This is a genomic window from Sphingobacterium sp., from assembly GCF_039596235.1.
Classification (GTDB): Bacteria; Bacteroidota; Bacteroidia; order Sphingobacteriales; family Sphingobacteriaceae; genus Sphingobacterium.
In genome coordinates this window covers 233,331-256,951 of the sequence record NZ_JBCNKE010000009.1, presented here as the reverse complement: position 1 = coordinate 256,951, position 23,621 = coordinate 233,331, and the positions used below count along the sequence as shown (strand labels likewise).

The 23,621-nt window shown below is 39.3% G+C and carries 36 protein-coding genes; 1 reads left to right on the top strand and 35 read right to left on the bottom strand.

Features of this window, described 5'->3' with window-relative positions:
* Positions 1-22 precede the first annotated feature (22 nt).
* From ABDW32_RS18590 to rplC, 31 genes are all read right to left on the bottom strand, one after another.
* Positions 23-985 (bottom strand): acetylornithine carbamoyltransferase, encoded by a 963-nt coding sequence (locus ABDW32_RS18590; RefSeq protein WP_343565073.1) that lies wholly within the window; start codon positions 983-985, stop codon positions 23-25.
* Positions 986-1,126: 141 nt separating this feature from the next.
* Complete coding sequence (locus tag ABDW32_RS18585) at positions 1,127-2,272, bottom strand: aminotransferase class III-fold pyridoxal phosphate-dependent enzyme (RefSeq protein WP_343565071.1); 1,146 nt, start codon at positions 2,270-2,272, stop codon at positions 1,127-1,129.
* Between the two features lie 157 nt (positions 2,273-2,429).
* The gene (gene rplQ, locus ABDW32_RS18580) at positions 2,430-2,936 is read right to left on the bottom strand and encodes a 50S ribosomal protein L17 (protein WP_077438110.1); all 507 of its coding nucleotides are present in this window, start codon (positions 2,934-2,936) and stop codon (positions 2,430-2,432) included.
* 130 nt (positions 2,937-3,066) lie between these two features.
* The gene (locus ABDW32_RS18575) at positions 3,067-4,059 is read right to left on the bottom strand and encodes a DNA-directed RNA polymerase subunit alpha (protein WP_077438111.1); all 993 of its coding nucleotides are present in this window, start codon (positions 4,057-4,059) and stop codon (positions 3,067-3,069) included.
* A gap of 96 nt (positions 4,060-4,155) precedes the next feature.
* Positions 4,156-4,764, bottom strand: coding sequence for a 30S ribosomal protein S4 (gene rpsD / locus ABDW32_RS18570; protein ID WP_077438112.1), 609 nt, complete (start codon positions 4,762-4,764; stop codon positions 4,156-4,158).
* A gap of 60 nt (positions 4,765-4,824) precedes the next feature.
* Positions 4,825-5,214, bottom strand: coding sequence for a 30S ribosomal protein S11 (gene rpsK / locus ABDW32_RS18565; RefSeq protein ID WP_046674885.1), 390 nt, complete (start codon positions 5,212-5,214; stop codon positions 4,825-4,827).
* A gap of 10 nt (positions 5,215-5,224) precedes the next feature.
* Positions 5,225-5,602, bottom strand: a complete 378-nt coding sequence (gene rpsM, locus ABDW32_RS18560; protein WP_077438113.1) for a 30S ribosomal protein S13 — start codon at positions 5,600-5,602, stop codon at positions 5,225-5,227.
* Positions 5,603-5,632: 30 nt separating this feature from the next.
* The gene (gene ykgO, locus ABDW32_RS18555) at positions 5,633-5,749 is read right to left on the bottom strand and encodes a type B 50S ribosomal protein L36 (RefSeq protein WP_013665024.1); all 117 of its coding nucleotides are present in this window, start codon (positions 5,747-5,749) and stop codon (positions 5,633-5,635) included.
* Positions 5,750-5,795: 46 nt separating this feature from the next.
* Entirely contained in the window at positions 5,796-6,014 is a 219-nt protein-coding gene (gene infA, locus ABDW32_RS18550) for a translation initiation factor IF-1 (protein WP_002997456.1), read from the bottom strand.
* A gap of 74 nt (positions 6,015-6,088) precedes the next feature.
* Positions 6,089-6,871, bottom strand: a complete 783-nt coding sequence (gene map, locus ABDW32_RS18545; RefSeq protein WP_077438114.1) for a type I methionyl aminopeptidase — start codon at positions 6,869-6,871, stop codon at positions 6,089-6,091.
* A gap of 9 nt (positions 6,872-6,880) precedes the next feature.
* On the bottom strand, positions 6,881-8,218 hold the full coding sequence (gene secY, locus ABDW32_RS18540; protein ID WP_046674882.1) for a preprotein translocase subunit SecY: 1,338 nt from the start codon (positions 8,216-8,218) through the stop codon (positions 6,881-6,883).
* A 3-nt stretch (positions 8,219-8,221) separates the two neighbouring features.
* Positions 8,222-8,668, bottom strand: a complete 447-nt coding sequence (gene rplO / locus ABDW32_RS18535) for a 50S ribosomal protein L15 (RefSeq protein ID WP_070570400.1) — start codon at positions 8,666-8,668, stop codon at positions 8,222-8,224.
* A gap of 118 nt (positions 8,669-8,786) precedes the next feature.
* On the bottom strand, positions 8,787-8,966 hold the full coding sequence (gene rpmD / locus ABDW32_RS18530) for a 50S ribosomal protein L30 (protein WP_045753985.1): 180 nt from the start codon (positions 8,964-8,966) through the stop codon (positions 8,787-8,789).
* Positions 8,967-8,971: 5 nt separating this feature from the next.
* Positions 8,972-9,490 carry a 30S ribosomal protein S5 gene (gene rpsE / locus ABDW32_RS18525; protein WP_028071565.1) on the bottom strand — a complete coding sequence of 173 codons (519 nt, stop codon included), beginning with the start codon at positions 9,488-9,490 and terminating at the stop codon, positions 8,972-8,974.
* Between the two features lie 12 nt (positions 9,491-9,502).
* Entirely contained in the window at positions 9,503-9,856 is a 354-nt protein-coding gene (gene rplR / locus ABDW32_RS18520; protein ID WP_077438115.1) for a 50S ribosomal protein L18, read from the bottom strand.
* Between the two features lie 5 nt (positions 9,857-9,861).
* Positions 9,862-10,416 (bottom strand): 50S ribosomal protein L6, encoded by a 555-nt coding sequence (gene rplF / locus ABDW32_RS18515; protein WP_077438116.1) that lies wholly within the window; start codon positions 10,414-10,416, stop codon positions 9,862-9,864.
* A gap of 21 nt (positions 10,417-10,437) precedes the next feature.
* Entirely contained in the window at positions 10,438-10,839 is a 402-nt protein-coding gene (gene rpsH / locus ABDW32_RS18510) for a 30S ribosomal protein S8 (RefSeq protein WP_245971333.1), read from the bottom strand.
* A gap of 136 nt (positions 10,840-10,975) precedes the next feature.
* Complete coding sequence (gene rpsN, locus ABDW32_RS18505) at positions 10,976-11,245, bottom strand: 30S ribosomal protein S14 (RefSeq protein ID WP_028071569.1); 270 nt, start codon at positions 11,243-11,245, stop codon at positions 10,976-10,978.
* The gene (gene rplE, locus ABDW32_RS18500; protein WP_046674875.1) at positions 11,238-11,807 is read right to left on the bottom strand and encodes a 50S ribosomal protein L5; all 570 of its coding nucleotides are present in this window, start codon (positions 11,805-11,807) and stop codon (positions 11,238-11,240) included. The genes rpsN and rplE overlap by 8 nt, the downstream gene beginning before the upstream one ends.
* Entirely contained in the window at positions 11,807-12,118 is a 312-nt protein-coding gene (gene rplX / locus ABDW32_RS18495) for a 50S ribosomal protein L24 (protein WP_172392456.1), read from the bottom strand. Before rplX ends, rplE begins: the two co-directional genes overlap by 1 nt.
* A gap of 35 nt (positions 12,119-12,153) precedes the next feature.
* A complete protein-coding gene (gene rplN / locus ABDW32_RS18490) occupies positions 12,154-12,522 on the bottom strand; it encodes a 50S ribosomal protein L14 (protein ID WP_028071572.1) in 369 nt (122 codons plus the stop codon).
* 1 nt (position 12,523) lies between these two features.
* Complete coding sequence (gene rpsQ / locus ABDW32_RS18485; protein ID WP_028071573.1) at positions 12,524-12,778, bottom strand: 30S ribosomal protein S17; 255 nt, start codon at positions 12,776-12,778, stop codon at positions 12,524-12,526.
* A gap of 14 nt (positions 12,779-12,792) precedes the next feature.
* Entirely contained in the window at positions 12,793-13,011 is a 219-nt protein-coding gene (gene rpmC, locus ABDW32_RS18480) for a 50S ribosomal protein L29 (protein ID WP_077438119.1), read from the bottom strand.
* A gap of 92 nt (positions 13,012-13,103) precedes the next feature.
* Positions 13,104-13,526 carry a 50S ribosomal protein L16 gene (rplP, locus tag ABDW32_RS18475; protein ID WP_046674870.1) on the bottom strand — a complete coding sequence of 141 codons (423 nt, stop codon included), beginning with the start codon at positions 13,524-13,526 and terminating at the stop codon, positions 13,104-13,106.
* Positions 13,527-13,587: 61 nt separating this feature from the next.
* Positions 13,588-14,379, bottom strand: coding sequence for a 30S ribosomal protein S3 (gene rpsC, locus ABDW32_RS18470; RefSeq protein WP_343565057.1), 792 nt, complete (start codon positions 14,377-14,379; stop codon positions 13,588-13,590).
* A gap of 11 nt (positions 14,380-14,390) precedes the next feature.
* The gene (rplV, locus tag ABDW32_RS18465) at positions 14,391-14,825 is read right to left on the bottom strand and encodes a 50S ribosomal protein L22 (RefSeq protein ID WP_077438121.1); all 435 of its coding nucleotides are present in this window, start codon (positions 14,823-14,825) and stop codon (positions 14,391-14,393) included.
* Positions 14,826-14,831: 6 nt separating this feature from the next.
* Positions 14,832-15,098, bottom strand: coding sequence for a 30S ribosomal protein S19 (gene rpsS / locus ABDW32_RS18460; protein WP_002997495.1), 267 nt, complete (start codon positions 15,096-15,098; stop codon positions 14,832-14,834).
* A complete protein-coding gene (gene rplB / locus ABDW32_RS18455; protein WP_077438122.1) occupies positions 15,098-15,925 on the bottom strand; it encodes a 50S ribosomal protein L2 in 828 nt (275 codons plus the stop codon). Before rplB ends, rpsS begins: the two co-directional genes overlap by 1 nt.
* Before the next feature lie 6 nt (positions 15,926-15,931).
* On the bottom strand, positions 15,932-16,222 hold the full coding sequence (rplW, locus tag ABDW32_RS18450) for a 50S ribosomal protein L23 (RefSeq protein ID WP_077438123.1): 291 nt from the start codon (positions 16,220-16,222) through the stop codon (positions 15,932-15,934).
* Position 16,223: 1 nt separating this feature from the next.
* Positions 16,224-16,853, bottom strand: a complete 630-nt coding sequence (gene rplD, locus ABDW32_RS18445) for a 50S ribosomal protein L4 (RefSeq protein WP_070570413.1) — start codon at positions 16,851-16,853, stop codon at positions 16,224-16,226.
* Positions 16,854-16,858: 5 nt separating this feature from the next.
* Entirely contained in the window at positions 16,859-17,476 is a 618-nt protein-coding gene (gene rplC / locus ABDW32_RS18440; protein WP_077438124.1) for a 50S ribosomal protein L3, read from the bottom strand.
* A gap of 340 nt (positions 17,477-17,816) precedes the next feature.
* On the opposite strand from rplC, the gene ABDW32_RS18435 reads away from it, so the two are divergent.
* On the top strand, positions 17,817-18,287 hold the full coding sequence (locus ABDW32_RS18435; RefSeq protein WP_343565051.1) for a DinB family protein: 471 nt from the start codon (positions 17,817-17,819) through the stop codon (positions 18,285-18,287).
* A gap of 212 nt (positions 18,288-18,499) precedes the next feature.
* Here the strand turns inward: ABDW32_RS18435 and ABDW32_RS18430 are convergent, their stop codons facing one another.
* The 4 genes from ABDW32_RS18430 to ABDW32_RS18415 form a co-directional block, all read right to left on the bottom strand.
* Entirely contained in the window at positions 18,500-19,453 is a 954-nt protein-coding gene (locus tag ABDW32_RS18430) for a YafY family protein (RefSeq protein WP_343565049.1), read from the bottom strand.
* A gap of 553 nt (positions 19,454-20,006) precedes the next feature.
* Positions 20,007-20,477: a hypothetical protein gene (locus tag ABDW32_RS18425; RefSeq protein ID WP_343565047.1), complete on the bottom strand. Its 471-nt coding sequence runs from the start codon at positions 20,475-20,477 to the stop codon at positions 20,007-20,009.
* Positions 20,478-20,890: 413 nt separating this feature from the next.
* Positions 20,891-22,162, bottom strand: a complete 1,272-nt coding sequence (locus ABDW32_RS18420) for a DUF2264 domain-containing protein (protein ID WP_343565045.1) — start codon at positions 22,160-22,162, stop codon at positions 20,891-20,893.
* A gap of 66 nt (positions 22,163-22,228) precedes the next feature.
* The gene (locus ABDW32_RS18415) at positions 22,229-23,503 is read right to left on the bottom strand and encodes a glycoside hydrolase family 88 protein (protein ID WP_343565043.1); all 1,275 of its coding nucleotides are present in this window, start codon (positions 23,501-23,503) and stop codon (positions 22,229-22,231) included.
* Between the last annotated feature and the right edge of the window lie 118 nt (positions 23,504-23,621).

Here is a 23,621-nt window from a genome sequence, read left to right as displayed (position 1 = left end):
TCTCAATAACCAAAGACTGGACTTATACCAGGTCTTCCAGCATTCGTTTTAAAACAACCTGTGCCGCCCATACACGATTACTGGCCTCTTTAATAACCAACGAGTTTGGTCCATCCAAAATCTCAGATGACAACTCCAGATCCCGTCTTACCGGCAAACAATGCATAACCTTTGCATCATTTGTCAAAGACAGCTTTTCATTATCCAACATCCAATCTTCATCCACGGTGTACACCTCGCCATATTCCTGATAGGATGACCAGTTCTTCACATAAACAAAATCAGCGTCTTTTAGACTTTCATTTAAGTTCGTTGAAATTCTCGCCCCCTTTGTAAAATCCTTGCTGAGCTCATAACCCATAGGTTGTGCAATCGTAAACTCCACAAGCCCTTCTTCCTGTGCCTTACACATCCATTCCGCAAAAGAATTCGGTACTGCCTGCGGCAAAGCTTTCACGTGTGGAGCCCAGGCCAATACTACCTTCGGCTTTGCGGTCTTCTTGTGCTCGGTGATGGTAATGATATCCGTCAAACTCTGTAATGGATGACGTGTGGCACTTTCTAAAGAGACAACAGGTACGCCACAGTATTGAATAAATTTATTAAATAGATCCTCGCTGTAATCCTCCTCCCGGTCTTTTAATTTTGGAAAGGATCGTAAGCCAAGGATATCGCAATATTCTCCCATGACTGCTGCTGCTTCGCGGATATGTTCAACAGTACTGCCATTCATCACGACACCGTCTTGCGTTTCCAGGGCCCAGCCATCCTTGTCCATATTCATGACCATAACATTCATACCCAAGTTCATTGCCGCTTTTTGGGTACTTAGACGCGTACGCAGACTAGGATTTAAAAATACGAGACCCAAGGTCTTATTTTTACCAAGATCTTGATTATCATATGGCGCTGCTTTTAAAGCTAACGCCTCTTGGACAACGTCTGCTACACTGGATACGTCCTTTACAGAGAAAAACTTTTTCATCTATATAAATCATTTATGTGGGTATTTCCGATGGCACAACGCTTTGTGCTCCCCACTTTGTTCATGTATGCTGTTGGAATAACAATGATTGATCCGCTATGATATCAGGGATCAATCATTGTTATTATTTCATCTATTATCTTAAGCGATTGCAACCGCTTTTATATGTTCTTTTAATGCCAGTAAAAATTGATCAGCATGTTCTTTTGTTATATTTAATGCTGGAAGCAATCGAATAACATACGGCTTTGCCTCACCTGTAAAAATACGATTCTTCAACAGAAGATCTTTTTTCACATGCGCTAAGGAAGCTGGAAGTTCTATTCCGATCATTAACCCTCTCCCCCTTACTTCGACGATCTCTTCAATTTTCTTTAGTTCGTCAATGAGATACTGTCCTACAAGCTGTGCATTCTCCATCAGGCCATCTTGTTGAATGACCTCCAATACAGCTAGCGCAGCGGCACAGGCCAGGTGATTGCCTCCAAAGGTTGTCCCCAAACTACCATGTGAAGCTTTAAACTTAGGAGAGATACTGATTGCCCCAATAGGAAAACCATTTCCCATCCCTTTGGCCATTGTATAAATATCCGCATTCACTCCGGAATAGTCCTGTGCATAAAACAGCCCCGTTCTCCCGTAGCCACATTGGACCTCATCGGCAATAAATACAGCATTATATTGGTCACAAAGTGAACGGATCAGCTGCAGAAAACTGATGGACGCTTCGCGGATACCGCCTACCCCTTGAATGCTTTCGATAATAACGGAAGAGATTTCCTCACCATAAGCAGCAAATGCTTCTTTTAAAGCCGTTTCATCATTGAATGGAAGGAAAACAACGTTCTCAGTTTCATTAACAGGTGCAACTATACTGGGATTGTCTGTAGCAGCTACCGCTAATGAGGTTCTACCATGAAAAGATTTAGAAAATGCGATGATTTTCTTTCTCTTATTATAGAAAGAAGCAAGCTTCAATGCATTTTCGTTTGCTTCAGCACCAGAATTACAGAGAAATAAGTCATAATCAACCTTACCAGATACTTCGCCGAGCAATCGTGCAAGTTCACGCTGAATAGGAATTTCAACAGAATTAGAATAGAATCCGATACGATTCAATTGCTCTGTAATGCGTTGTACATAATGTGGATGCGTGTGTCCGATCGATATCACGGCATGGCCACCATACAAGTCCAAATAAGCATTTCCTTCGGCATCCCACACCGTAGATCCATTAGCTTTAACTATGTTAATAGGATTAATGGGATAAACATCAAATGGTTTCATCTTAATGAATTATAGATTGATAAACGAAATAGCTTGTAATAGAAAAAGCTATCAGATTTTAGCATTACAAATATATCAGTTATAACGGTAGGAATGGTCATAAAATAAAAAAAGTCCTCTTAAAAAGAGGACTTTTTCTATGGTAACGGGAACAATATTATTCTCCGTCAACTTTTTCTTCACCTTCTACTTCAGCTTTTACTTCAGCAGGAGCTTCAGTTTCGGCAGGAGCAGCAGCTTTTTTAGCACCACCACGACGACGAGTAGCTTTTTTCTCAGCAGCAGCAGCTTTTTTACCGTAGATTTCGTTGTAATCAACTAACTCGATGAAAGCCATTTCAGCGTTATCACCTAAACGGTTTTCCATTTTGATGATACGTGTGTAACCACCTGGACGGTTAGCTACTTTTTCAGAAATTTCGCGGAACAAGATAGAAACTGCGTCTTTATCTTTCAAATAAGCGAATACTGTACGACGAGAGTGTGTTGTGTCGTTTTTAGATTTAGTAATCAACGGCTCAACGTATGTACGCAACGCTTTAGCTTTAGCCAAAGTAGTTGTGATACGTTTGTGTAGGATTAATGATGTTGCCATGTTAGCCAACATTGCTTTTCTATGGCTATCCGTACGGCCTAAGTGATTTACTTTTTTTCCGTGTCTCATTTTGATTTTATTATACTATATATACCGTTCTTGCTTTAAATAAACTGCCAGATTTTTCCAAGGCAACAGCCCATGTTATCCAGCAATTCGCTTCAAGAGGAATTACATATAGTGGTCGCTTAATAAATTATTATTCTTCGTCTAATTTATATTTCGCTAAATTCATTCCGAATGATAAACCTTTCGATTTAACCAATTCTTGGATTTCGCTTAACGATTTTTTACCGAAGTTTCTGAATTTTAACATATCCGCTACGTCGTAAGTTACCAACTCAGCTAACGTACGAATATCAGCAGCTTTCAAACAATTCAATGCACGCACTGAAAGGTCAAGGTCTACTAATTCTGTTTTCAGAATCTTACGCATGTGCAAGATCTCCTCATCGACAACTTTAGTTTCTTCTTTTGTTTGAGACTCAAGAAGCATATTCTCATCCGAGAATAAGATAAAGTGTTGAATTAAGATCTTAGCAGCCTCCTTCAAAGCTTCTTCGGGGTGAATTGAGCCATCTGTAGAAATATCCAACAACAATTTCTCGTAGTCAGTCTTTTGCTCTACACGGTAATTCTCAATGGTATATTTAACATTCTTGATCGGAGTAAAGATCGAATCGATAGCGATAACACCTACTGGCGCGTCAGTCACTTTATTCTCATCTGCATTTACATATCCACGACCTTTAGCAATACTCAATTCCAATTCAATTGTCACTGCGTTATCCATGTTACAGATTACTAAGTCTGGATTTAAGACAGTAAAGTTATTAGAGAATTTTGTGATATCACCAGCTAAGAATTGTTCTTGACCATTGATTACTACAAATACCTTTTCGTTGTCGCCAATCTCACCTGTTTTTTTGAAACGGATCTGTTTCAAGTTCAAGATAATTTCAGTTACGTCTTCAACAACACCTTTGATCGTTGAAAATTCGTGCGAAACGCCAGAAAACCTTATCGACGTAATTGCATATCCTTCTAACGAGGACAATAGAATACGGCGCAAAGCATTACCAATGGTTACACCAAAACCAGGCTCCAATGGACGAAATTCAAACGTACCATCAAAATCCGTAGATTTCTGCATGATAACTTTATCCGGTCTTTGAAATGCTAAAATTGCCATTTATTTTCTTTTAATGTTTTATTTGTAATAATAATTGTAATACAATAGAAAGATGCATAACCCAAAATTGGACTATGCATATTTCTATTTTATTTATTATTTAGAGTATAACTCAACGATTAAGTTCTCTTTAATGTTTTCAGGAATATCAGCTCTTTCTGGATAGCTTAAGAAAGTACCTGTCAATTCTTTCGCATTCCACTCTAACCAAGAAAATTTATTTACAGTACGACCTGCAACTGAATTTGTGATGGCTTCAAGTGTTTGAGAACGTTCACGAACTGCTACAACGTCACCTGGACGCAAGCTATATGATGGAATGTTAACAACACTTCCGTTAACAGTAATGTGTTTATGAGAGACTAACTGACGAGCAGCAGCACGAGAAGTAGCAATACCTAAACGGTAAACTACGTTATCTAAGCGAGCTTCCAATAATTTCAAGAAGATCTCACCTGTAATACCTTGTTTAGAGGCAGCTTTAACAAATAAGTTTGAGAACTGACGCTCCAATACACCGTAAGTGTATTTTGCTTTTTGTTTTTCTAACAATTGAATAGCATATTCAGATTGTTTACCTCTGCGTTTAGAAGCTCCATGTTGTCCAGGAGGGTAATTTTTCTTTTCTAACGCTTTATCTGGGCCGAAGATCGGCTCTCTAAATTTACGGGCAATTTTGGACTTAGGTCCTGTATATCTAGCCATTTTCTTTTACAATTAAAGTATCTATCAGCCTATAGCCGATGAATCTTATCTTTAAATTAATTAAACTCTTCTGCGTTTTGGAGGACGGCAACCGTTGTGAGGAAGTGGAGTGATGTCTTTGATAGTAGTCACATCGATTCCTACAGTTTGTAATGTTCTGATTGCAGATTCACGACCCGCACCAGGTCCTTTAACAAACACTTCAACTTTGCGTAGACCCAAGTCATGAGCAACTTTTCCACAGTCTTGTGCAGCTTGACCAGCAGCATATGGAGTGTTCTTTTTAGAACCACGGAAACCCATTTTACCAGCACTAGACCAAGAAATAGTTTGTCCTTGATTATTAGTCAAAGTTACAATGATATTGTTAAACGTTGCGTTAATGTGAGCCTGACCTACAGGTTCAATAACAACGATACGCTTTTTTGCAGCTTTTTTAGTTTTAGCCATTTCTTATTTATTATTTAGTAGCTTTTTTCTTGTTTGCAACTGTCTTACGTTTACCTTTACGAGTACGTGAGTTGTTTTTAGTACGTTGACCACGAACTGGTAAATGTTTACGGTGACGCAATCCACGGTAACAACCGATATCCATTAAACGTTTGATGTTCAATTGAATTTCTGAACGCAATGCACCTTCTACTTTCAATTCATCGTTGATGATGCTACGAATTGCTGCCAATTGTTCATCATTCCACTCTTGTACCTTCACATCTTCGCTGATACCAGCTTTTTCCAAGATATATTGAGCTCTTGTACGACCGATACCAAAAATATAGGTAAGGCCGATCACACCTCTTTTGTTTTTAGGTAAATCAATACCTGCTATCCTTGCCATATAATATTAAGCTATTATTTTTTTAATGAATTAACCCTGACGTTGTTTAAACTTAGGATTCTTTTTGTTGATTACAAAAACTTTACCTTTACGACGGATGATCTTACAGTCCGCGCTACGTTTTTTTATTGATGCTCTTACTTTCATGATATTTATTTTTTCAAAAGCTTGCGCTAAGTAAAAAGGCTTACGACTATTTATAGCGGTAAGTAATCCTTCCCTTAGTCAAATCATACGGAGACATTTCCAATTTAACTTTATCCCCAGGTAAAATTTTGATATAGTGCATACGCATTTTACCAGAAATATGGGCAATGATTTCATGTCCATTTTCCAATTCTACCCTAAACATAGCATTAGAAAGTGCCTCTCTAATTATACCGTCTTGTTCTATTGAGGCTTGTTTAGCCATATATTCTCGATTAAATTTAATTTAAAAGCCTGCGAACAGGAGTGCAAAGATAAATAAAAATAATTGAAAACCAACTACTTTTTACTCAAAACTTTCTCTACATGTTCGAATGTCAGCAACACATCTGGTTCTCCTTTTCGGATAGCAACCATTTGTTCGAAGTGCGCCGATAATTTCCCATCTACTGTACTTACTGTCCAACCATCATCCCAAAAACGAACACCAGCACGTCCCGCATTGATCATCGGCTCGATACAAATAACCAAACCTTCTTCCAATTTCGGGCCCGCACCACGCTTTCCATAATTTGGAACCTCTGGTTTTTCATGTAAATGATATCCTACTCCGTGCCCCACCAGTTCGCGCACAATTCCGAAACCGAACTTGCTTACATATTCCTGAACGGCAGAAGAGATATCCCCAACACGTTTACCGGCCACAGCCTGTTCAACACCTTTGTACAATGATTCCTTTGTGACATCCAACAACAACTGCGCTTCCTCAGAAATCTCGCCAACACCGAAAGTGTAAGCTGAATCACTGATAAAACCATTTAAATTGACACCCCCATCGACCGAAACAAGATCACCATCTTTAATTTCATAATCGCTTGGAAAACCGTGTACAATCTGATCGTTGACAGAGATACACAAAGAGTATGGAAATCCATGATAGTTTAAGAACGCTGGCGTTCCACCGTTATCATGAATATACTCATAAGCTAATTTATCAAGAGATATAGTTTTTACCCCAGGTTTAATCACTTTTGCGATTTCACCAAGCAATTGCGAAAGCACATCTGCTGACTTCCGCAATTGCTCTATATCATCTGCTGACTTATAAAATACTTTAGACATCTAAAGAAATTAAATTGCCGAATGATCCATTCCCTCTACAGACGCGGCCGAACGGCCTTTAATACGACCTGTTTTCATCAATCCATCATAATGACGCATCAATAAATGAGATTCGATCTGTTGCAAAGTATCCAACACCACACCTACTAAAATCAATAAGGACGTACCTCCATAGAAGTGCGCAAATTGATTATTAATACCAAACAAACTTGCAATAGCAGGTAGAATAGCAATAATCGCTAAGAAAATTGCACCTGGAAATGTAATATTTGATATTACGCGGTCTATAAAATTACTAGTTTCCAATCCCGGTTTAATACCTGGAACAAAACCTCCGTTTTTCTTCATGTCATCTGACATCTGTTGGGGGTTAACCATAATCGCTGTATAGAAGAACGTAAATGCGATAATTAGCACCGCAAAAGTCACGTTGTACGCTACAGAAGTATAGTTACTCAACGAGGTCAAAAATTCTGACTGAAGATTTGGGAAGAACTGTCCTAAACTCATTGGCACAAACATGATCGCCTGTGCAAAAATGATCGGCATTACACCTGCAGCATTTACCTTTAACGGTATATACTGACGTACTCCACCGACTTGCTTGTTTCCGACAATTTTCTTCGCATATTGTACAGGAATCTTACGAACTCCCTGTACGATCAAGATCGTAAAGATCACAACGAAGAATAAAGCCACAAATTCAAGCAACAATGGAATTGGACCACCACCACCTTTCGCCATTCTAGAAACCCATTCCGCAGTGATACCACTTGGCAATTGAGCGATAATACCGGTCATGATGATCAAAGAAATACCATTACCGATACCTTTATCAGTAATTTTTTCCCCTAACCACATCACAAATAAAGTACCGCCTGTCAAAACTATGGCAGTCAGAATCGTGAACAATGGGTCTGCAATTGTCTTAGCACTTGGCTCGATCTGAGTACGTACATAAGCAAAAGCCTGAAGCAGCGTAATCCCTAATGTTAAATAGCGAGTAATCTGATTCATTTTTTGACGACCACTTTCCCCTTCTTTCTGCATCTTTTGGAAGTAAGGAACCGCGATGCCCAACAATTGAACAACAATGGATGCCGAAATATATGGCATTACCCCTAAAGCAAAGATAGCCGAACGGGAGAATGATCCCCCCGCAAACATATCCAATAAGCCCAATAAACCCTCTTTCTGACCAGAAGCCAAAGCATGAGGATTTACACCTGGTAATACCACGTGACATCCAATACGGTAAATCAAAAGAAAAAGTAAGGTATTTAGAATACGCGTACGTAAATCATCGATTTTCCAAATATTGGTTAAGGTTGTGATTAGTTTCTTCATTTATTAAATTTTAACGATAGAACCGCCTGCAGCTTCAATAGCTTTTTGAGCAGAAGCAGTAAACGCGTGCGCTGTTACTTCAACTTTAGCTTTCAATTCACCGCGACCCAAGATTTTTACTTTGTCATTTTTAGACACTAATCCATGAGCTTTCAATGCATCGAAATCTACAGCTGTCAAATTGTGCTTCTCGATCAACGCTTGCAAAGTATCTAGGTTGACACCATTGTACTCAACACGGTTGATGTTTTTGAAACCAAATTTAGGTACACGACGTTGCAAAGGCATCTGACCACCTTCGAAACCAATTTTCGTAGAGTGACCTGAACGAGAACCAGCCCCTTTGTGACCACGTGTAGAAGTTCCACCACGACCAGAACCAGTACCGCGACCGATACGTTTGCTACTTTTTACTGCACCTTTTGCAGGTTTTAAATTACTTAAGTTCATTTTTAAACTAAATTGTGCTAGCCCTTCGCTCTCACTAAACAGGTACTAGCGATTAAAAAATAATTATTATAAATACAAGTAATGGAAAGAGCCCAAAGACCCTTTCCATAAGCTAATATTAAATAGTTTCGATAGCTACTAAATGGTTTACTTTACGTACCATTCCAATGATTGCTGGAGTAGCTTCAACTTCTACTGAGTGGTTGATTCTTTTCAAACCCAAAGCCTCAATAGTTTTCTTTTGGCGCTCGCTTCTGTCGATAACGCTCTTTATCTGGGTGATTTTGATTTTTGCCATGATAATTAACCGTTAAATACTTTATTTAAATCGACACCGCGGTGTTGTGCCACTGTATATGCATCGCGCATATTTGCTAAGGCAGTTACAGTTGCTTTTACCACGTTGTGTGGGTTAGAAGAACCTAATGATTTAGCCAATACGTCTTTGATACCAGCAGACTCCAATACTGCACGCATTGCACCACCTGCCAAAACTCCCGTACCGGCGATAGCTGGTTTAATCAAAACTGAACCACCAGAATATTTACCATATTGCTCGTGAGGAACAGTCCCTTTGATTACAGGAACTTTCACTAAATTTTTCTTTGCGTCGTCGATACCTTTAGTAATTGCCTCAGTTACCTCTTTAGCTTTACCTAAACCGTAACCAACAATACCGTTTTCATCACCTACTACAACAATTGCAGAGAAGCTGAAAGTACGACCACCTTTAGTAACTTTCGCTACACGTTGGATACTTACTAAGCGATCTTTTAATTCGATTTCGCTTGATTTTACTCTTTTTATATTGCTTAATGCCATTTCTTTCTATGATTAAAAGTCTAAACCGCCTTCGCGAGCACCTTCAGCCAAAGATTTGATACGGCCATGGTATAAGTACCCATTACGGTCAAAAACTACTTTATTAATACCTGCTGCTAATGCTTTTTCAGCAACCAATTTACCTACAGCTTTAGACTGCTCAACTTTGTTACCAGATGCAACAAATTCTTTTGACAAGCTAGACGCAGCAACTAATGTTTTACCTGCATTGTCGTCAATGATCTGTGCATAGATACCTTTGTTACTTCTAAAAACCGATAAACGTGGACGTTCAGACGTTCCAGCAAGGTTTTTTCTGATTCCTTTTTTGATTCTCTCTCTACGAGATGCTTTTTGTCCTGCCATGATTATTATTTTTTAGCTGATTTACCTGCTTTTCTTCTCAACACTTCACCTTCAAACTTGATACCTTTTCCTTTGTAAGGTTCTGGTTTACGGAAGCCACGGATTTTAGCCGCTACCTGACCGATCAATTGTTTGTCAGCACATTCTAAAGTGATTGTAGGGTTTTTACCTTTTTCAGCAGTAGTTGATACTTTAACCTCTTTTGGCAATACAAAGACAATCTGGTGAGAGAAACCTAAAGTTAACTCTAATACGTTACCAGTACTTGTCGCACGGTAACCTACACCGACTAACTCTTGCGTAGTTTTGTAACCTTCAGTCACACCTTGAACCATGTTAGCCAACAGGGAACGGTATAGACCGTGTAATGCTTTGTGTTTCTTTTGATCAGTTGGACGTGTTACAACGATGTTACCTTCTTCTTGAGCAACATTGATGTCACGATCAACTTGTTGTGTTAATTCGCCTTTAGGACCTTTTACTGATACTAAGTTTTTGTCTGAAATAGTAACAGTTACCCCTGCAGGGATAGCGATAGGCGCTTTTCCAATTCTTGACATTTCTTTGTGTTTTTACCTAGATTAATAAACGTAACATAAAACTTCACCACCAACATTTTGAAGTCTAGCTTCTTTGTCTGTCATTACACCCTTAGATGTTGACAAGATAGCGATACCTAAACCATTCAAAACACGAGGCATAGTTTCAACACTTGCATACTTTCTTAAACCAGGTTTACTCACACGTGTCAACGTACGAATAGCCGGAATTTTGCTAATTGGGTTATATTTCAATGCGATTTTGATCGTACCCTGTACGCCATTCTCATCGAATTTGTAATTAGCAATGTAACCTTTGTCAAAAAGAACTTTAGTAATTTCTTTCTTAAGGTTCGATGCAGGAATTTCAACAACCCTGTGGTTGGCCTTGATGGCATTCCTTACTCGTGTAAGGTAATCCGCAATTGGATCTGTAGTCATTATATATGAAAATTTGTGACAGCGGTTTCCCTCCCAACCATTGGTATGGGACCTACTATCTGTTAAACAATTTTAAAATGCAAAAACCCCGGCAATCCTAAATTGAATTGCCCGGGCAAAATTAAGTATTTTTTTTAAATTACCAAGAAGCTTTTTTCACCCCTGGGATCTTGCCATCTAAAGCCATCTCACGGAAAGTTACACGAGAGATACCGAATTGACGCATATATCCTTTAGGACGACCAGTCAATTTACAACGGTTGTGTAAACGTACCGGAGAAGCATTTTTAGGTAATTTATCTAATGCAACGTAATCGCCAGCAGCTTTTAATTCTGCACGTTTTGCCGCATATTTAGCTACCAATTTAGCGCGTTTTACTTCGCGTGCTTTTAATCCTTCTTTAGCCATTGTTATTAGTATTTTGATTTTTAAATGGTAAACCGAATTGTTTCAACAATTCTAAAGCTTCAACATCATTTTGAGCAGAAGTCACGAAAGTGATATCCATACCTTGGATCTTGTTGATTTTGTCAATGTTGATCTCAGGGAAAATGATTTGCTCAGTGATACCTAAGTTATAGTTACCACGTCCGTCGAAACCTTTATCGTTGATACCGCGGAAGTCACGAATACGTGGAAGCGATACTGCTACCAAACGATCCAAGAATTCAAACATGTTGTTGTCACGCAAAGTAACACGTGCCCCTACAGGCATACCTTTACGTAATTTAAAGTTTGAAATATCTTTTTTCGATTTTGTAGCAACGGCTTGTTGACCTGTGATTAAAGTCAATTCAGCGATAGCGTTATCGATTAATTTTTTGTCAGCTGTTGCAGCTCCTACACCTTGTGAAACAACGATTTTCTCAAGTTTGGGAACCTGCATAATACTTTTATACTGAAATTTTTCTTGAAGTGCTTTACGGATTTCCTCCGCATATTTCACTTTTAATCTTGGTACGTAAGTCATTATTTAATTTCCTCCCCTGATTTTTTAGCGTAACGAACTAATTTACCATCTGCATTCAACTTACGACCTACACGGGTAGTTTCACCTGTTTTAGGATCGATAACAGCTAAATTAGAGATGTGAATACCAGCTTCTTTCTCAATGATACCACCATTAGGATTAGCTGCACTTGGTTTAGTGTGTTTTTTTACGATGTTAGCGCCTTCAACGATAGCTCTATTTTTATCCACTAAAACAGTCAATACTTTTCCTTGAACACCTTTAGAGTTACCAGCGATAACTTTCACTAAATCACCTTTTTTAATTTTGATTTTGTGCTTAGTTGTTTTTGTTTTCTGTGCCATAATTATAAAACCTCCGGTGCTAATGATACAATTTTCATGAACTGTTTCTCACGCAACTCTCTGGCAACAGGGCCGAAGATACGTGAACCACGTGGCTCATCATTATTATTTAACAATACAGCAGCATTGTCATCAAAACGGATGTAAGAACCATCTTTACGACGGATTTCTTTTTTAGTTCTAACTACTACTGCTTTGGAAACCGAACCTTTTTTCACGTTTCCAGAAGGCAAAGCGCTTTTCACCGATACAACAATCTTATCTCCGATTGATGCATAACGCTTGCGCGTACCGCCCAATACACGGATTACTAAAACTTCTTTAGCACCGCTATTGTCAGCTACATTAAGTCTTGATTCTTGTTGTACCATGTTATTTAGCTCTTTCTATAATTTCAACTAATCTCCAGTTTTTTGTTTTACTCAGCGGACGAGTTTCCATGATTAATACCGTATCGCCGATACCGCAGGTATTAGTTTCGTCATGAGCTTTGAATTTAGTAGTTTTTTTAACGAACTTACCGTAGATAGGGTGTTTTACTTTACGTTCAACAGCTACGACGATAGACTTGTCCATTTTGTTGCTAACTACTAAGCCGATTCTTGTTTTTCTTAAATTTCTTTCCATTTCGACTTTAAATTTTACGCCTCAGAGGCTGTTTCATTCTTAGCTGCAGCTTTGCGTGCACTGATCTCTGTACTGATACGAGCGATAGTTTTGCGTGCTGCTTTGATCACGTTAGGGTTCTCAATAGCTGAAACAGCATGTGCAAATTTCAATTTTGTAAGGGCTGCTTTCTCCTCTACAAGACGAGCTGCTAAGTCCTCATTAGATAATTCTAAAATTTCTGAATTTTTCATGTTTTTTCAGTTGTTATTTGGGTTATCATCAGTTTATATATAGCGTTAGGGGTAACGGCCCTAACGCTTAAATGATGACATTACCAAGATTTTTATGCTTCAACGTAGTCTCTACGAATCACAAACTTAGTTTGAACCGGAAGTTTTTGAGCTGCAAGGCGTAATGCTTCTTTGGCAATTTCCAAAGGCACACCTTCTGCTTCAAATAACATACGGCCTGGGCGTACTACTGCTACCCAGTATTCTGGAGCACCCTTACCTTTACCCATACGTACCTCTGCAGGTTTTTTCGTAACAGGTTTGTCAGGGAAAATACGAATCCAAACTTGACCTTCACGTTTCATATAACGTGTAACCGCAATACGAGCTGCCTCGATTTGACGGCTAGTGATCCATGCTTGCTCCATTGTTTTGATACCGAAAGAACCGAAAGCTAACTCCGCTCCACGAGAAGCGTTACCTTTCATGCGGCCTTTCTGCATCTTTCTGAACTTCGTTCTTTTTGGCTGTAACATGTTCGTATACTTTTTAAATCTGCTTCTTCAGCAGGTTTTTGTTGTAATCTAAATAAAACTATTAATCTTTTTTCGGACCACGGTTGCTTCCACCACGGCTGTTTCCACCACGGTTATTTCCACCGCGACCGCCTTTGTTACGGTTGTCACGACGTTCGCCACCACCTTCGTGGTTGCCACGTGATTTTACACCAGATGCCTGACCAATGTTTGGAGATAAGTCACGTTTACCGTAAACCTCACCTTTACAGATCCAAACTTTGATACCGATTTTACCGTATGTAGTCAATGCTTCAGCTAAAGCGTAGTCGATATCAGCACGCAATGTGTGTAAAGGAGTTCTTCCTTCTTTGTATTGTTCAGTACGTGCCATCTCAGCACCGCCTAAACGACCAGAACACATGATTTTGATACCTTCTGCACCCATACGCATCGTAGAAGCGATTGAAGTTTTCATTGCACGACGGAATGAAATACGCGCCTCTAATTGCTTAGCGACACCTTCAGCTACTAACTTAGCATCTAACTCTGGGCGTTTGATCTCGAAAATGTTGATTTGAACATCCTTTTTAGTCAGTTTTTTCAACTCTTCTTTAATCTTGTCAACTTCTTGACCGCCTTTTCCGATAACGATACCTGGACGAGCAGTGTGAATTGTAACAGTGATACGTTTTAAAGTTCTTTCGATAACAACTTTAGCTACACCACCTTTTGCAATACGAACAGAAAGATATTTTCTGATTTTTTCGTCTTCAACTAATTTATCGGAATAGTTTTTACCTCCGAACCAGTTAGAATCCCAACCTTTGATGATTCCTAATCTGCTACCTATTGGATTTGCTTTTTGTCCCATTTCTCAATAAATTAGTTTTGTTCAACGTTTAATTTGCTATCAACTACCAACGTAACGTGATTTGAACGTTTACGAACTCTGTATCCGCGACCTTGAGGAGCTGGACGCAATCTTTTCAATTGACGACCTCCACCTACTGATACTTCTTTTACAATAAGTTCGCTTTCTTCCACTGATTTACCTTCGTTTTTGGCTTCCCAGTTTTTGATTGCAGATAATAATAATTTTTCTACACGAGCAGCAGCTTCTTTACTTGAGTGTTTCAAAATGTATAATGCATTTTCAACACGCTGACCACGAATTAAGTCTACCACTAAACGCATCTTACGAGGCGAAGTAGGGCAGTTCAATAATTTGGCATCCGAAGCTCCACCTTGTTGAGCTTTCTCTTGCTCTTTGCGTTGTCTAATTAAGACAGACTTTTTAAGTTTTTTTGTTGCTTCCATTACCTATTATTTTTTCTTTTCTGCGTGGCCTCTGAATGTACGCGTAGGCGCGAATTCACCAAGCTTGTGACCTACCATATTTTCTGTTACATAAACAGGGATAAATTTATTCCCGTTGTGCACTGCGAAGGTATGGCCAACAAAATCAGGTGAAATCATTGATCTACGAGACCATGTTTTGATAACTGACTTTTTGTTAGTTTCATTCATAGAAAGAACTTTTCTTTCTAAGTTGTGATCGATATAAGGACCTTTTTTAATTGAACGAGCCATTATTTTTTCCTTCTCTCAATGATGTAACGATTCGATGTTTTCTTCTTGTAACGTGTTTTGAAGCCTTTAGCTAATACACCTGTACGTGAGCGTGGGTGACCTCCTGAAGTACGGCCTTCACCACCACCCATTGGGTGATCTACTGGGTTCATCGCAACACCACGAACTCTTGGACGACGACCTAACCAACGTTTGCGACCTGCTTTACCTAACACTTGGTTAGATCTTTCATGGTTCGATACGGAACCAATTGTAGCAACACATGTCAATAAGATCATACGTGTTTCGCCTGAAGGCAATTTGATGATGGCATATTTACCATCACGAGCAGACAATTGAGCATAAGTACCAGCCGAACGAGCAATTGAACCACCTTGACCAGGATTTAATTCAATGTTGTGGATGATAGAACCCAATGGAATGTTTGCTAATGGTAATGTATTACCAACTTCTGGGGCAACTTTATCACCTGCAACTACAGTTTGACCAACTTGTAAACCAGCTGGAGCAATGATGTAGCGTTTTTCACCATCAGCGTAATGCAACAAGGCAATACGAGCAGTACGGTTTGGATCGTACTCAATAGTAGCTACTTTTGCAGGGATATCTTTTTTATCGCGTTTGAAATCAATTAATCGGTATACTTTTTTATGTCCCCCACCGAGATAACGCATAGTCATTTTACCGGAGTTATTACGACCACCTGATTTCTTGTTGATTTTTACTACTAACGATTTTTCAGGAACGTTTGTAGTAACATCAGAATAATCTGCGCCTATTCTGAAACGAGTACCAGGGGTTACCGGTTTGAATCTTTTAACTGCCATCTTAAATTATATAGTACTGTAAAAGTCAATAGTTTCGCCATCTTTAATAGTAATGATAGCTTTTTTATACTTAGGAGCTCTACCAGAAACGAAACCTGCTTTTGTGTAACGGCTTTTCGCTTTACCTGCTACAACTGCAGTGTTTACAGCAAGAACTGTTACACCGAACATAGCTTCAACAGCTGATTTAATCTGGATTTTGTTTGCTCTGTGATCTACTTTGAAAGCGTAACGGTTTAATTTTTCCGTTAAGATAGAAGCTTTCTCAGTCAAGATAGGTTTTTTGATAATTTCCATATTACTTAGCTAATGCTTCCTCCAAAGTTTTAACAGAATCTGTTGTTAACAATAATTTTGTTGCATTTAATACATCATATGTATTCAAATCAGAAGCAACAATAACTTTTGCTTTTTTCAAGTTTCTGCTTGATTTATAAACAATTTCATCGTAAGCTGGCAATACCAATAAGGTTTTCTCATCAGCTACGTTCAACGCATTTATTAAAGCAACATAGTTTTTAGTTTTGATCGCATCGAATTTTACTTCATCCAATACTACAATGTTATTATCTTTTGCTTTGTAAGACAACGCTGATTTACGCGCTACTTGTTTCAATTTTTTGTTCAATTTGAACGAGTAGTCACGAGGTTGAGGACCGAATACACGACCACCACCATTAAACAATGGAGATTTGATAGAACCCGCACGAGCACCACCAGTACCTTTTTGTTTGTGTAATTTACGAGTTGAACCCGCGATTTCATTACGTTGTTTAGATTTGTGAGTTCCTTGGCGTTGGTTCGCTAAGTATTGTTTCACATCCAAATAGATCGCATGATCGTTAGGCTCTAACCCAAATACCGACTCAGGAAGTTGCACCTTGGCACCTGTTTCTTTACCTGATAAATTTAAAACTTTAACTTCCATCTCTACTATTTGTCTACGATTACATAAGAACCTTTAGCTCCTGGAATGGAACCACTAACAACGATAAGGTTTTGCTCAGCGTAAACTTTCAACACCTGTAAGTTTTGAACTTTAACTCTGTCACCACCTGTACGACCAGCCATGCGCATACCTTTGAATACGCGTGAAGGCCATGATGAAGCACCTAATGAACCTGGAGCACGTAATCTGTTGTGCTGACCGTGAGTCGCACCACCTACACCACCAAATCCATGACGTTTCATTACACCTTGGAAACCTTTACCTTTTGAAGTACCGACTACATCTACGAATTCGCCTTCCTCGAAAAGTGTAACGTCAACTACGTCACCAAGTTGTTTTGCATCTGGGAAAGTTTTAAACTCTACCAACTTACGCTTAGGCGTTGTGTTTGCTTTCGCAAAGTGCCCTTTCAAAGGAGCTGTCGTGTTTTTCTCCTTAGCTTCGTCGAAACCAAGTTGAATTGCCGAGTAGCCATCCTTTTCTTCCGTACGTATCTGCGTAACCACGCACGGCCCGGCCTGAATCACTGTACAAGGAATATTTTTCCCTTCAGCGTTAAACAGGCTCGTCATTCCTACTTTTTTTCCAATAATACCTGACATGTTGTAAATTAATTAATTAAAAGTCCTTCGAAGCAGTAGGGCTTCGCTCAAGACATACTATTCCCATTAAGGGACTGCAAAGTTACAAACATTTTTATAACTGTCAAATAATTAGTGAATTATTTTTTTTATTTTCTACTTTGTTCTGCTCCCCGTTTCGATTCGTCCAATTAAAGACGTTCTTTCCCTATCACCAACACCCACACAAAAAAATAAAAAAACAAGATCACCAACATAATGCTGCCATACAGCTGTCATCGACTAACCTAATTTTGAATTGTCTTAGCAGCATAAGGCATATCATATAGACTAAAATTAATTACAGTAAAATACCATAATCATGAAAAAAGAAATCATTTCCAAGAACGAACTCCTTGCACATTGGCTGGGGCACAGAAACTTAACAAGACAAGTAATCGAAAAATTTCCAGAAGAAGCGCTTTTCAATTATAAAGTAGAAGGCATGCGGACATTCGCCGAAATGACCCAGGAACTTTTGGGTATCGCGGTTCCCGGTCTACAGGAAATTGTCGCTAACGAAAGCGGTGAACTTAATGAGAAATTCAACTATACAACCAAAGCCCAACTCTTGCAGGCCTGGGATGAGGCTACTCCGCAGATCAGCGCGCTATTCGACAAAATTTCGGAAGAACGCTTCTCCGAAGAATTTAACCTATTCGGCCAATACAAATCACCGATTATCCACAGCATACTTTATTTCATCGACAATGAAATTCATCATCGTGGGCAGGGATTTGTCTATTTACGCCTGCTGGGTATCCAGCCGCCATTCTTCTGGGAGCGGGATTAATTGTTAGATGAACGATATTAGATATGAGATTTGAGATAGGAGATTCTAGTATTATTAGTCGAAGACGCGCTCGACATAATCTGGGAGACCTGCCAGCTTATTATCACTGACATCTTAAAATGTACAAATACTTGTTCGGGTTCAACGCTGATACCGGACAAGTATTTTTTTTTAATCTCATGATGGGGAGACCCAAGGCTCCTATCCCCAGATTAAACCTGTTCGATCGCTGCAGCAAGCAATTGCTTCACGGTACCTTTCAATGATTCGGGCTCTATAATCTTTCCTTTATCCGCAAACATCAGATACCAGCGTGCAAACCCGCCCTCCACATGAATGCTCTCGAAGTGCATTTCTACATAATCATCGGTCACCACCTCTTTTTGAAATCCGAAGTAATGGCGATCCCATTCCATATAGCGTGCCATCTCCTTGTCTACCTGCACCACGACCTTCGTTGTTGGCAGCTCATGTTTCTTATTTAGGAAAAATGAAAGTTCAGGATGTTCTTTTCCAAACCCCTCATCGAGCATACGGATATTACTGATCCGGTCCAGACGAAATTGCCTATAATCTTTTCGGAGTTTACAAAATGCGAGGACATACCAGAACTTACTTTCCACGAAAATGCCGACAGCTTCGATTTCGCGTTTTTCTGGGCTTTTGTCTGACGGCTTGGAATAATAGATTTCTACACATTTTTTTGCTGCGATACTCTCAATAAGCGTATTGGTTCCATGGGTTAATTTTTCATTGAACTGATGCCTTTGGCCCCGCACCAGAAAATTATCCCCCAGCAAGGCAACATGCTCCTTTTCATTTCCTCTTAAAATAGCCTTCATTTTAAGCATTGCTGTTGCAAAATGATGAGCGAGATTCTTGTCCGTATACTTTTCGACCAATTTCTCGGCAGCGACAAAACTTAGGGCCTCCTCGCGGCTAAATTGCAATGGCGGCATCTTATAACCTTCGACTAAGGAATAGCCATTTCCTGCTTCACCATAAATCGGCACCCCAGCCTGCATCAAGGATCGGATATCGCGATAGATCGTCCGCAAACTTACCTCATATTTCTCCGCCAGCGCAGCGGCTGTCACCACAGGTTTCGCCTGCAGATGCATATAAATAGCAAGAATACGGTCGAATCTTTTCTGAATATCGGTCATAGGGATAAAGGTACGAGTTATTCCATATGTTTAGACTAAATAGTAGGGACAAAAATAACCAACGAAAACAAAAATCACAATCCCGATAAATCATAGAATGCAGCAACACATCAGACCAAGATAGTCAAGGTCGCAAAATCCTATCGCCCCTCCCCCTTAAAGTATAAAACGAGGGTTCAACTTGGGATCTAACTTTCATTTAATAGGGACTTTATAGGGACCTTATTCGGACCTTGTCCGGACCTCATTCGGATAAAAGCGTATAATCTCCCTATTATTCCCCTGTTTTCTACCTGTTAATTTACAATAAGTATCCTATTTGAAGCAAAACTTTCCTCTACTTGTCCTGTAAAAGAACCAAACCAGTTATAAATGAATTTGTGACACGAATAAATGATGGAGCAAGCAATAGCCGGAGAACAGACAAACTAGTACTGAGGCTGAAACAGCCCTTAAAAGTCAGCAATTCATTGAGGCCGAATTGATCCTAAATTTTATCAAAAAGCCTGTCTCAAAAAAATGAGACAGGCTTTTTCAAATATCGTGTTATTAATTATTCGTTTTCTATATCCAAAGAAGTACACCCCTGGGTATCAGATAAAAAGACATTTTCAAATGTATAGTACTGTCCTGATCCCGAATAACCACAACTCATCATATATCGCATAGATAGTCCGTATGGGCAACTTGCATAGATATAATGACTTCCCCTTTGCAGATTAACCGTATATCCCCGCGTATTTGCTGGGACAGTAACATGTTGAGTTGAACCACCAGAAAAATTGGGGCTAAAAGTTAAATAAATAGGTGAACTGGTAAAATTCCAGACATAAAACTCAAAAGTATCGCTAAGGTTCGCTGCACTCTTACCCGCTATCTTTTTCTTGGAGAGATGAGTCGTTAAAGTTTTATTTGCTGCTTTCGATCCCTTAACAAGATTTGTGGTTCCATGATCTCGCGCATGAACCAATAAGCTAACGCTGATCAATAGCATAAATGCTACTATAAAAGTTTTTTTTAACATAATTTAAAATTGTTTATAAATAATTGAATAAACGATAAGCTTCTTAGAGCTTATCAAAAAAACTCTGCCTTCAATACATCATAGGCAACCTCCTTTCATGTTTTTACTAACAGGATAAACTGAATCGATTACTTATCTCATGAAAATATATGTAATGGTCGTTCCAATCCTCCCCAGATTATTTTCTTACCATATTCGAATATCAATTATCTTTTTCCTTTCCCAAGGTTATTAAAATGGAGCACAGTCTCCATATACTAATAATCAGCGTACGCCAATAGCTCATCTAAAAAACTTTTATCGGGTAAACTACCGACAGCATGTTTCAATAAGAATCCACTATTATCACCAAAGCAACCAATAGCATTATGATCAGAACTAACAAATAGTTGATTTCATCTTTATTATACTTGTTATTTTTTCCGCTCTTTGTAAACATCCGCTCCAATAATATCCGGCGTCAACGTGTGATCTATAATCATTGTTTCACCATTCCACGCCTTTTTAGCTGTCCAACTTGCATCGGGAGCAGTCCACAGTGGATCGTTTGGTGGTAAGCCCAGAATAATGAAGGCTTCTGAGCATAAATATTCACTTCCAGTAGAAATATAGGTTTCGCCCACTTCCGGTTGATGGCCAGCAAAACCGATATTTAACCAACCGGAGCTATTAAAAGTTCCCGGCATTTCAATCTGTCTTTTTATGACCGTATAAAGCGCACATCGCACCTGAGCCGGTTCGATTCCTTTTTCTAGTTCATGCATATACGCCATTTTGGAAAGCAACTGGAAAGCACCAAAACGGTAACTCAATGAACGTCCGATTGGCGGATAAGTTCCTTCTGGAGAGATTAAACGTTCTTGTATGGTCGCGTATCTTCTGGCGCGATCTAAGAATATGGGATAAAGGTTCGCTGTATCTAAACCAGCGTTCTTTAGTTCCAAACTGGTCTCTAAAAGCATCGGATGTATTACAAAGCTATTGTAGTAATCATAATGAAAATTCGGTCCATCACCATAAATTCCATCACCTTTATACCACGACACCATCAGATCAATCGCTCTATCCAACCGTCTTTTATCAACCACTTTATCGTATTTTAAGAAAAATGCCTCGATTTCGGAACTAAACAATACCCAATTATTATTGTATGCGTCCATCTCACGCGTTAGATTGAAGGCAGCAAGTACATTTTTTTTTGTCTGATCGTCCAATTTACCCCAAAGTTGATTTGGTGCCCTCAGAAACGCCTGCGCCAAAAATGCAGCATCCACCAACGCTTGGCTCTGTGTTTTGGGATGCTTTCTAAAATTCATATAATCTGGATTATTGGGATCCGTTGCATTTTTTATACAAGTAATCGACAAATCGATGTATTTCTTACGCAGCATACCCTCAGGTGTTTCATCCGGTCCTAGCTCGAGCCAGGGCGCCATTCCAGCCATCAATCTTCCAAATGCCTCTAAATAAGTAGCGCCTGTACGATCTGAATTATTGCGCGATTCTACAGGCATTGTTTTTACCAGTTCGCCTTTACTCAATGACGTTAATACAGGATCAGCAATTTTGGTAAGCGTTTTTACCAAATATGCTCGTTGTTGCAAACCGCTATGTACCTCTTTCTGCTGAGCAAATAATACCTGTGGGAATATTAATGCGATAGTGATTAACTTTTTATAGTTCATATGACTGGAAGTATTTATTTTGATAAGGAACTAGTTGACCTAGTTCCTTGCACATCGATAATGTCTCTACTGCTTGATCACTTTTTCGCCATTGAGCATCCTGTTATATCTGATCAGCGCCTCTACGTAATAATAGTCGGCATAAGTCAATGGGACATCTACCTCCGTTTTATGTGGAATAGAACCGACACTGTGTTTCAATATATAACCACCAGCTTCTTTATAATCTGCTTTGTACGGTTTAGAAGAAAGCGACTTTAACATCTGCTCAGCTTTGGAAATGTACGACTGGCTTTCGCTCCCCTGTGTATACTGGGCTAATTCCAACAATGCAGAAGCAGTAACCGCAGCAGTAGAAACGTCACGCAGATCCTTTTGATTATAATACTTACTTTCCTTGGTCAGTTTATTTTGATCCATATCCCAATACGGAATCAGATCCTTTGGAAGATTGGGATGATTAAGGTAAAACTTTGCGATATTCCGCGCTTGTTCCAGGTATTTCTTTTCACCGGTTTCTCGGTACATCATGGTATAGCCATATAATCCCCAAGCTTGTCCCCTTGCCCAGGCAGACTCATCGAATGCTCCTTGGGCTGTTTTTCTCGCGATTATGCTTCCATTACCTGGATCATAATCCACCACGTGATAAGAACTGTAATCTTTTCGATAATGATTGACCATGGTCGTATTCGCGTGCTGGATAGCAATATCCCGAAACCTTTTGTCCCCCGTCATTTTAGATACTTCGGTCAGAAATTCCAGATTCATCATATTGTCGATAATAACAGGATATGTCCACGGTTGCCCGTCCCAGTTCTTACCACCGTCCCATGAGCGGATGGTTTTCGGAGCCTCATGAAAGCGTGTTGCCAATGAAGCCGCACCAGTACTTAGCACTTCTTTGTAAGCAGTAGAATCACCTGTCAACCGTAACGCATTACCGAAACTACAATACAGCATAAACCCAAGATCATGTGTCCCTTTGTTGTTTTTCTCCTTTTCTAAATGTTTTAATTTCCGTTTTGCCTCATCTAACAACTTTTCATCTTTTGTATATTCATAAAGGTAGAGCACGGTACCCGGATAAAATCCGGAGCACCACCAGCTAGAACCCCAATTGACATATTTTCCATCTTTATAGGTAGTAGGAATATCCGACTCCTTTATGGATGCAGCCAGATAGGTAATCTGTTTATGTGCGTCTTCAAGATTAGTTTGGACAAATTCCTTGTTAAGTCCCAATTTGGCTGTTGTTAAATTCTTCTGACTGGAACATGAGATTGCCTGTAGACCAAGCCCGATCATTAATGCTCCTGAAATATAGTGTTGTATCTTCATATTAGTATTGAGGATTGAGATACGAGTATTGAGATTTTACTTATACACGTCTAAGACCTACCTAGTATCTCTATTTTTTTAATTTCTATCTGTTATCTATTTAGTATTGAGACTTGCG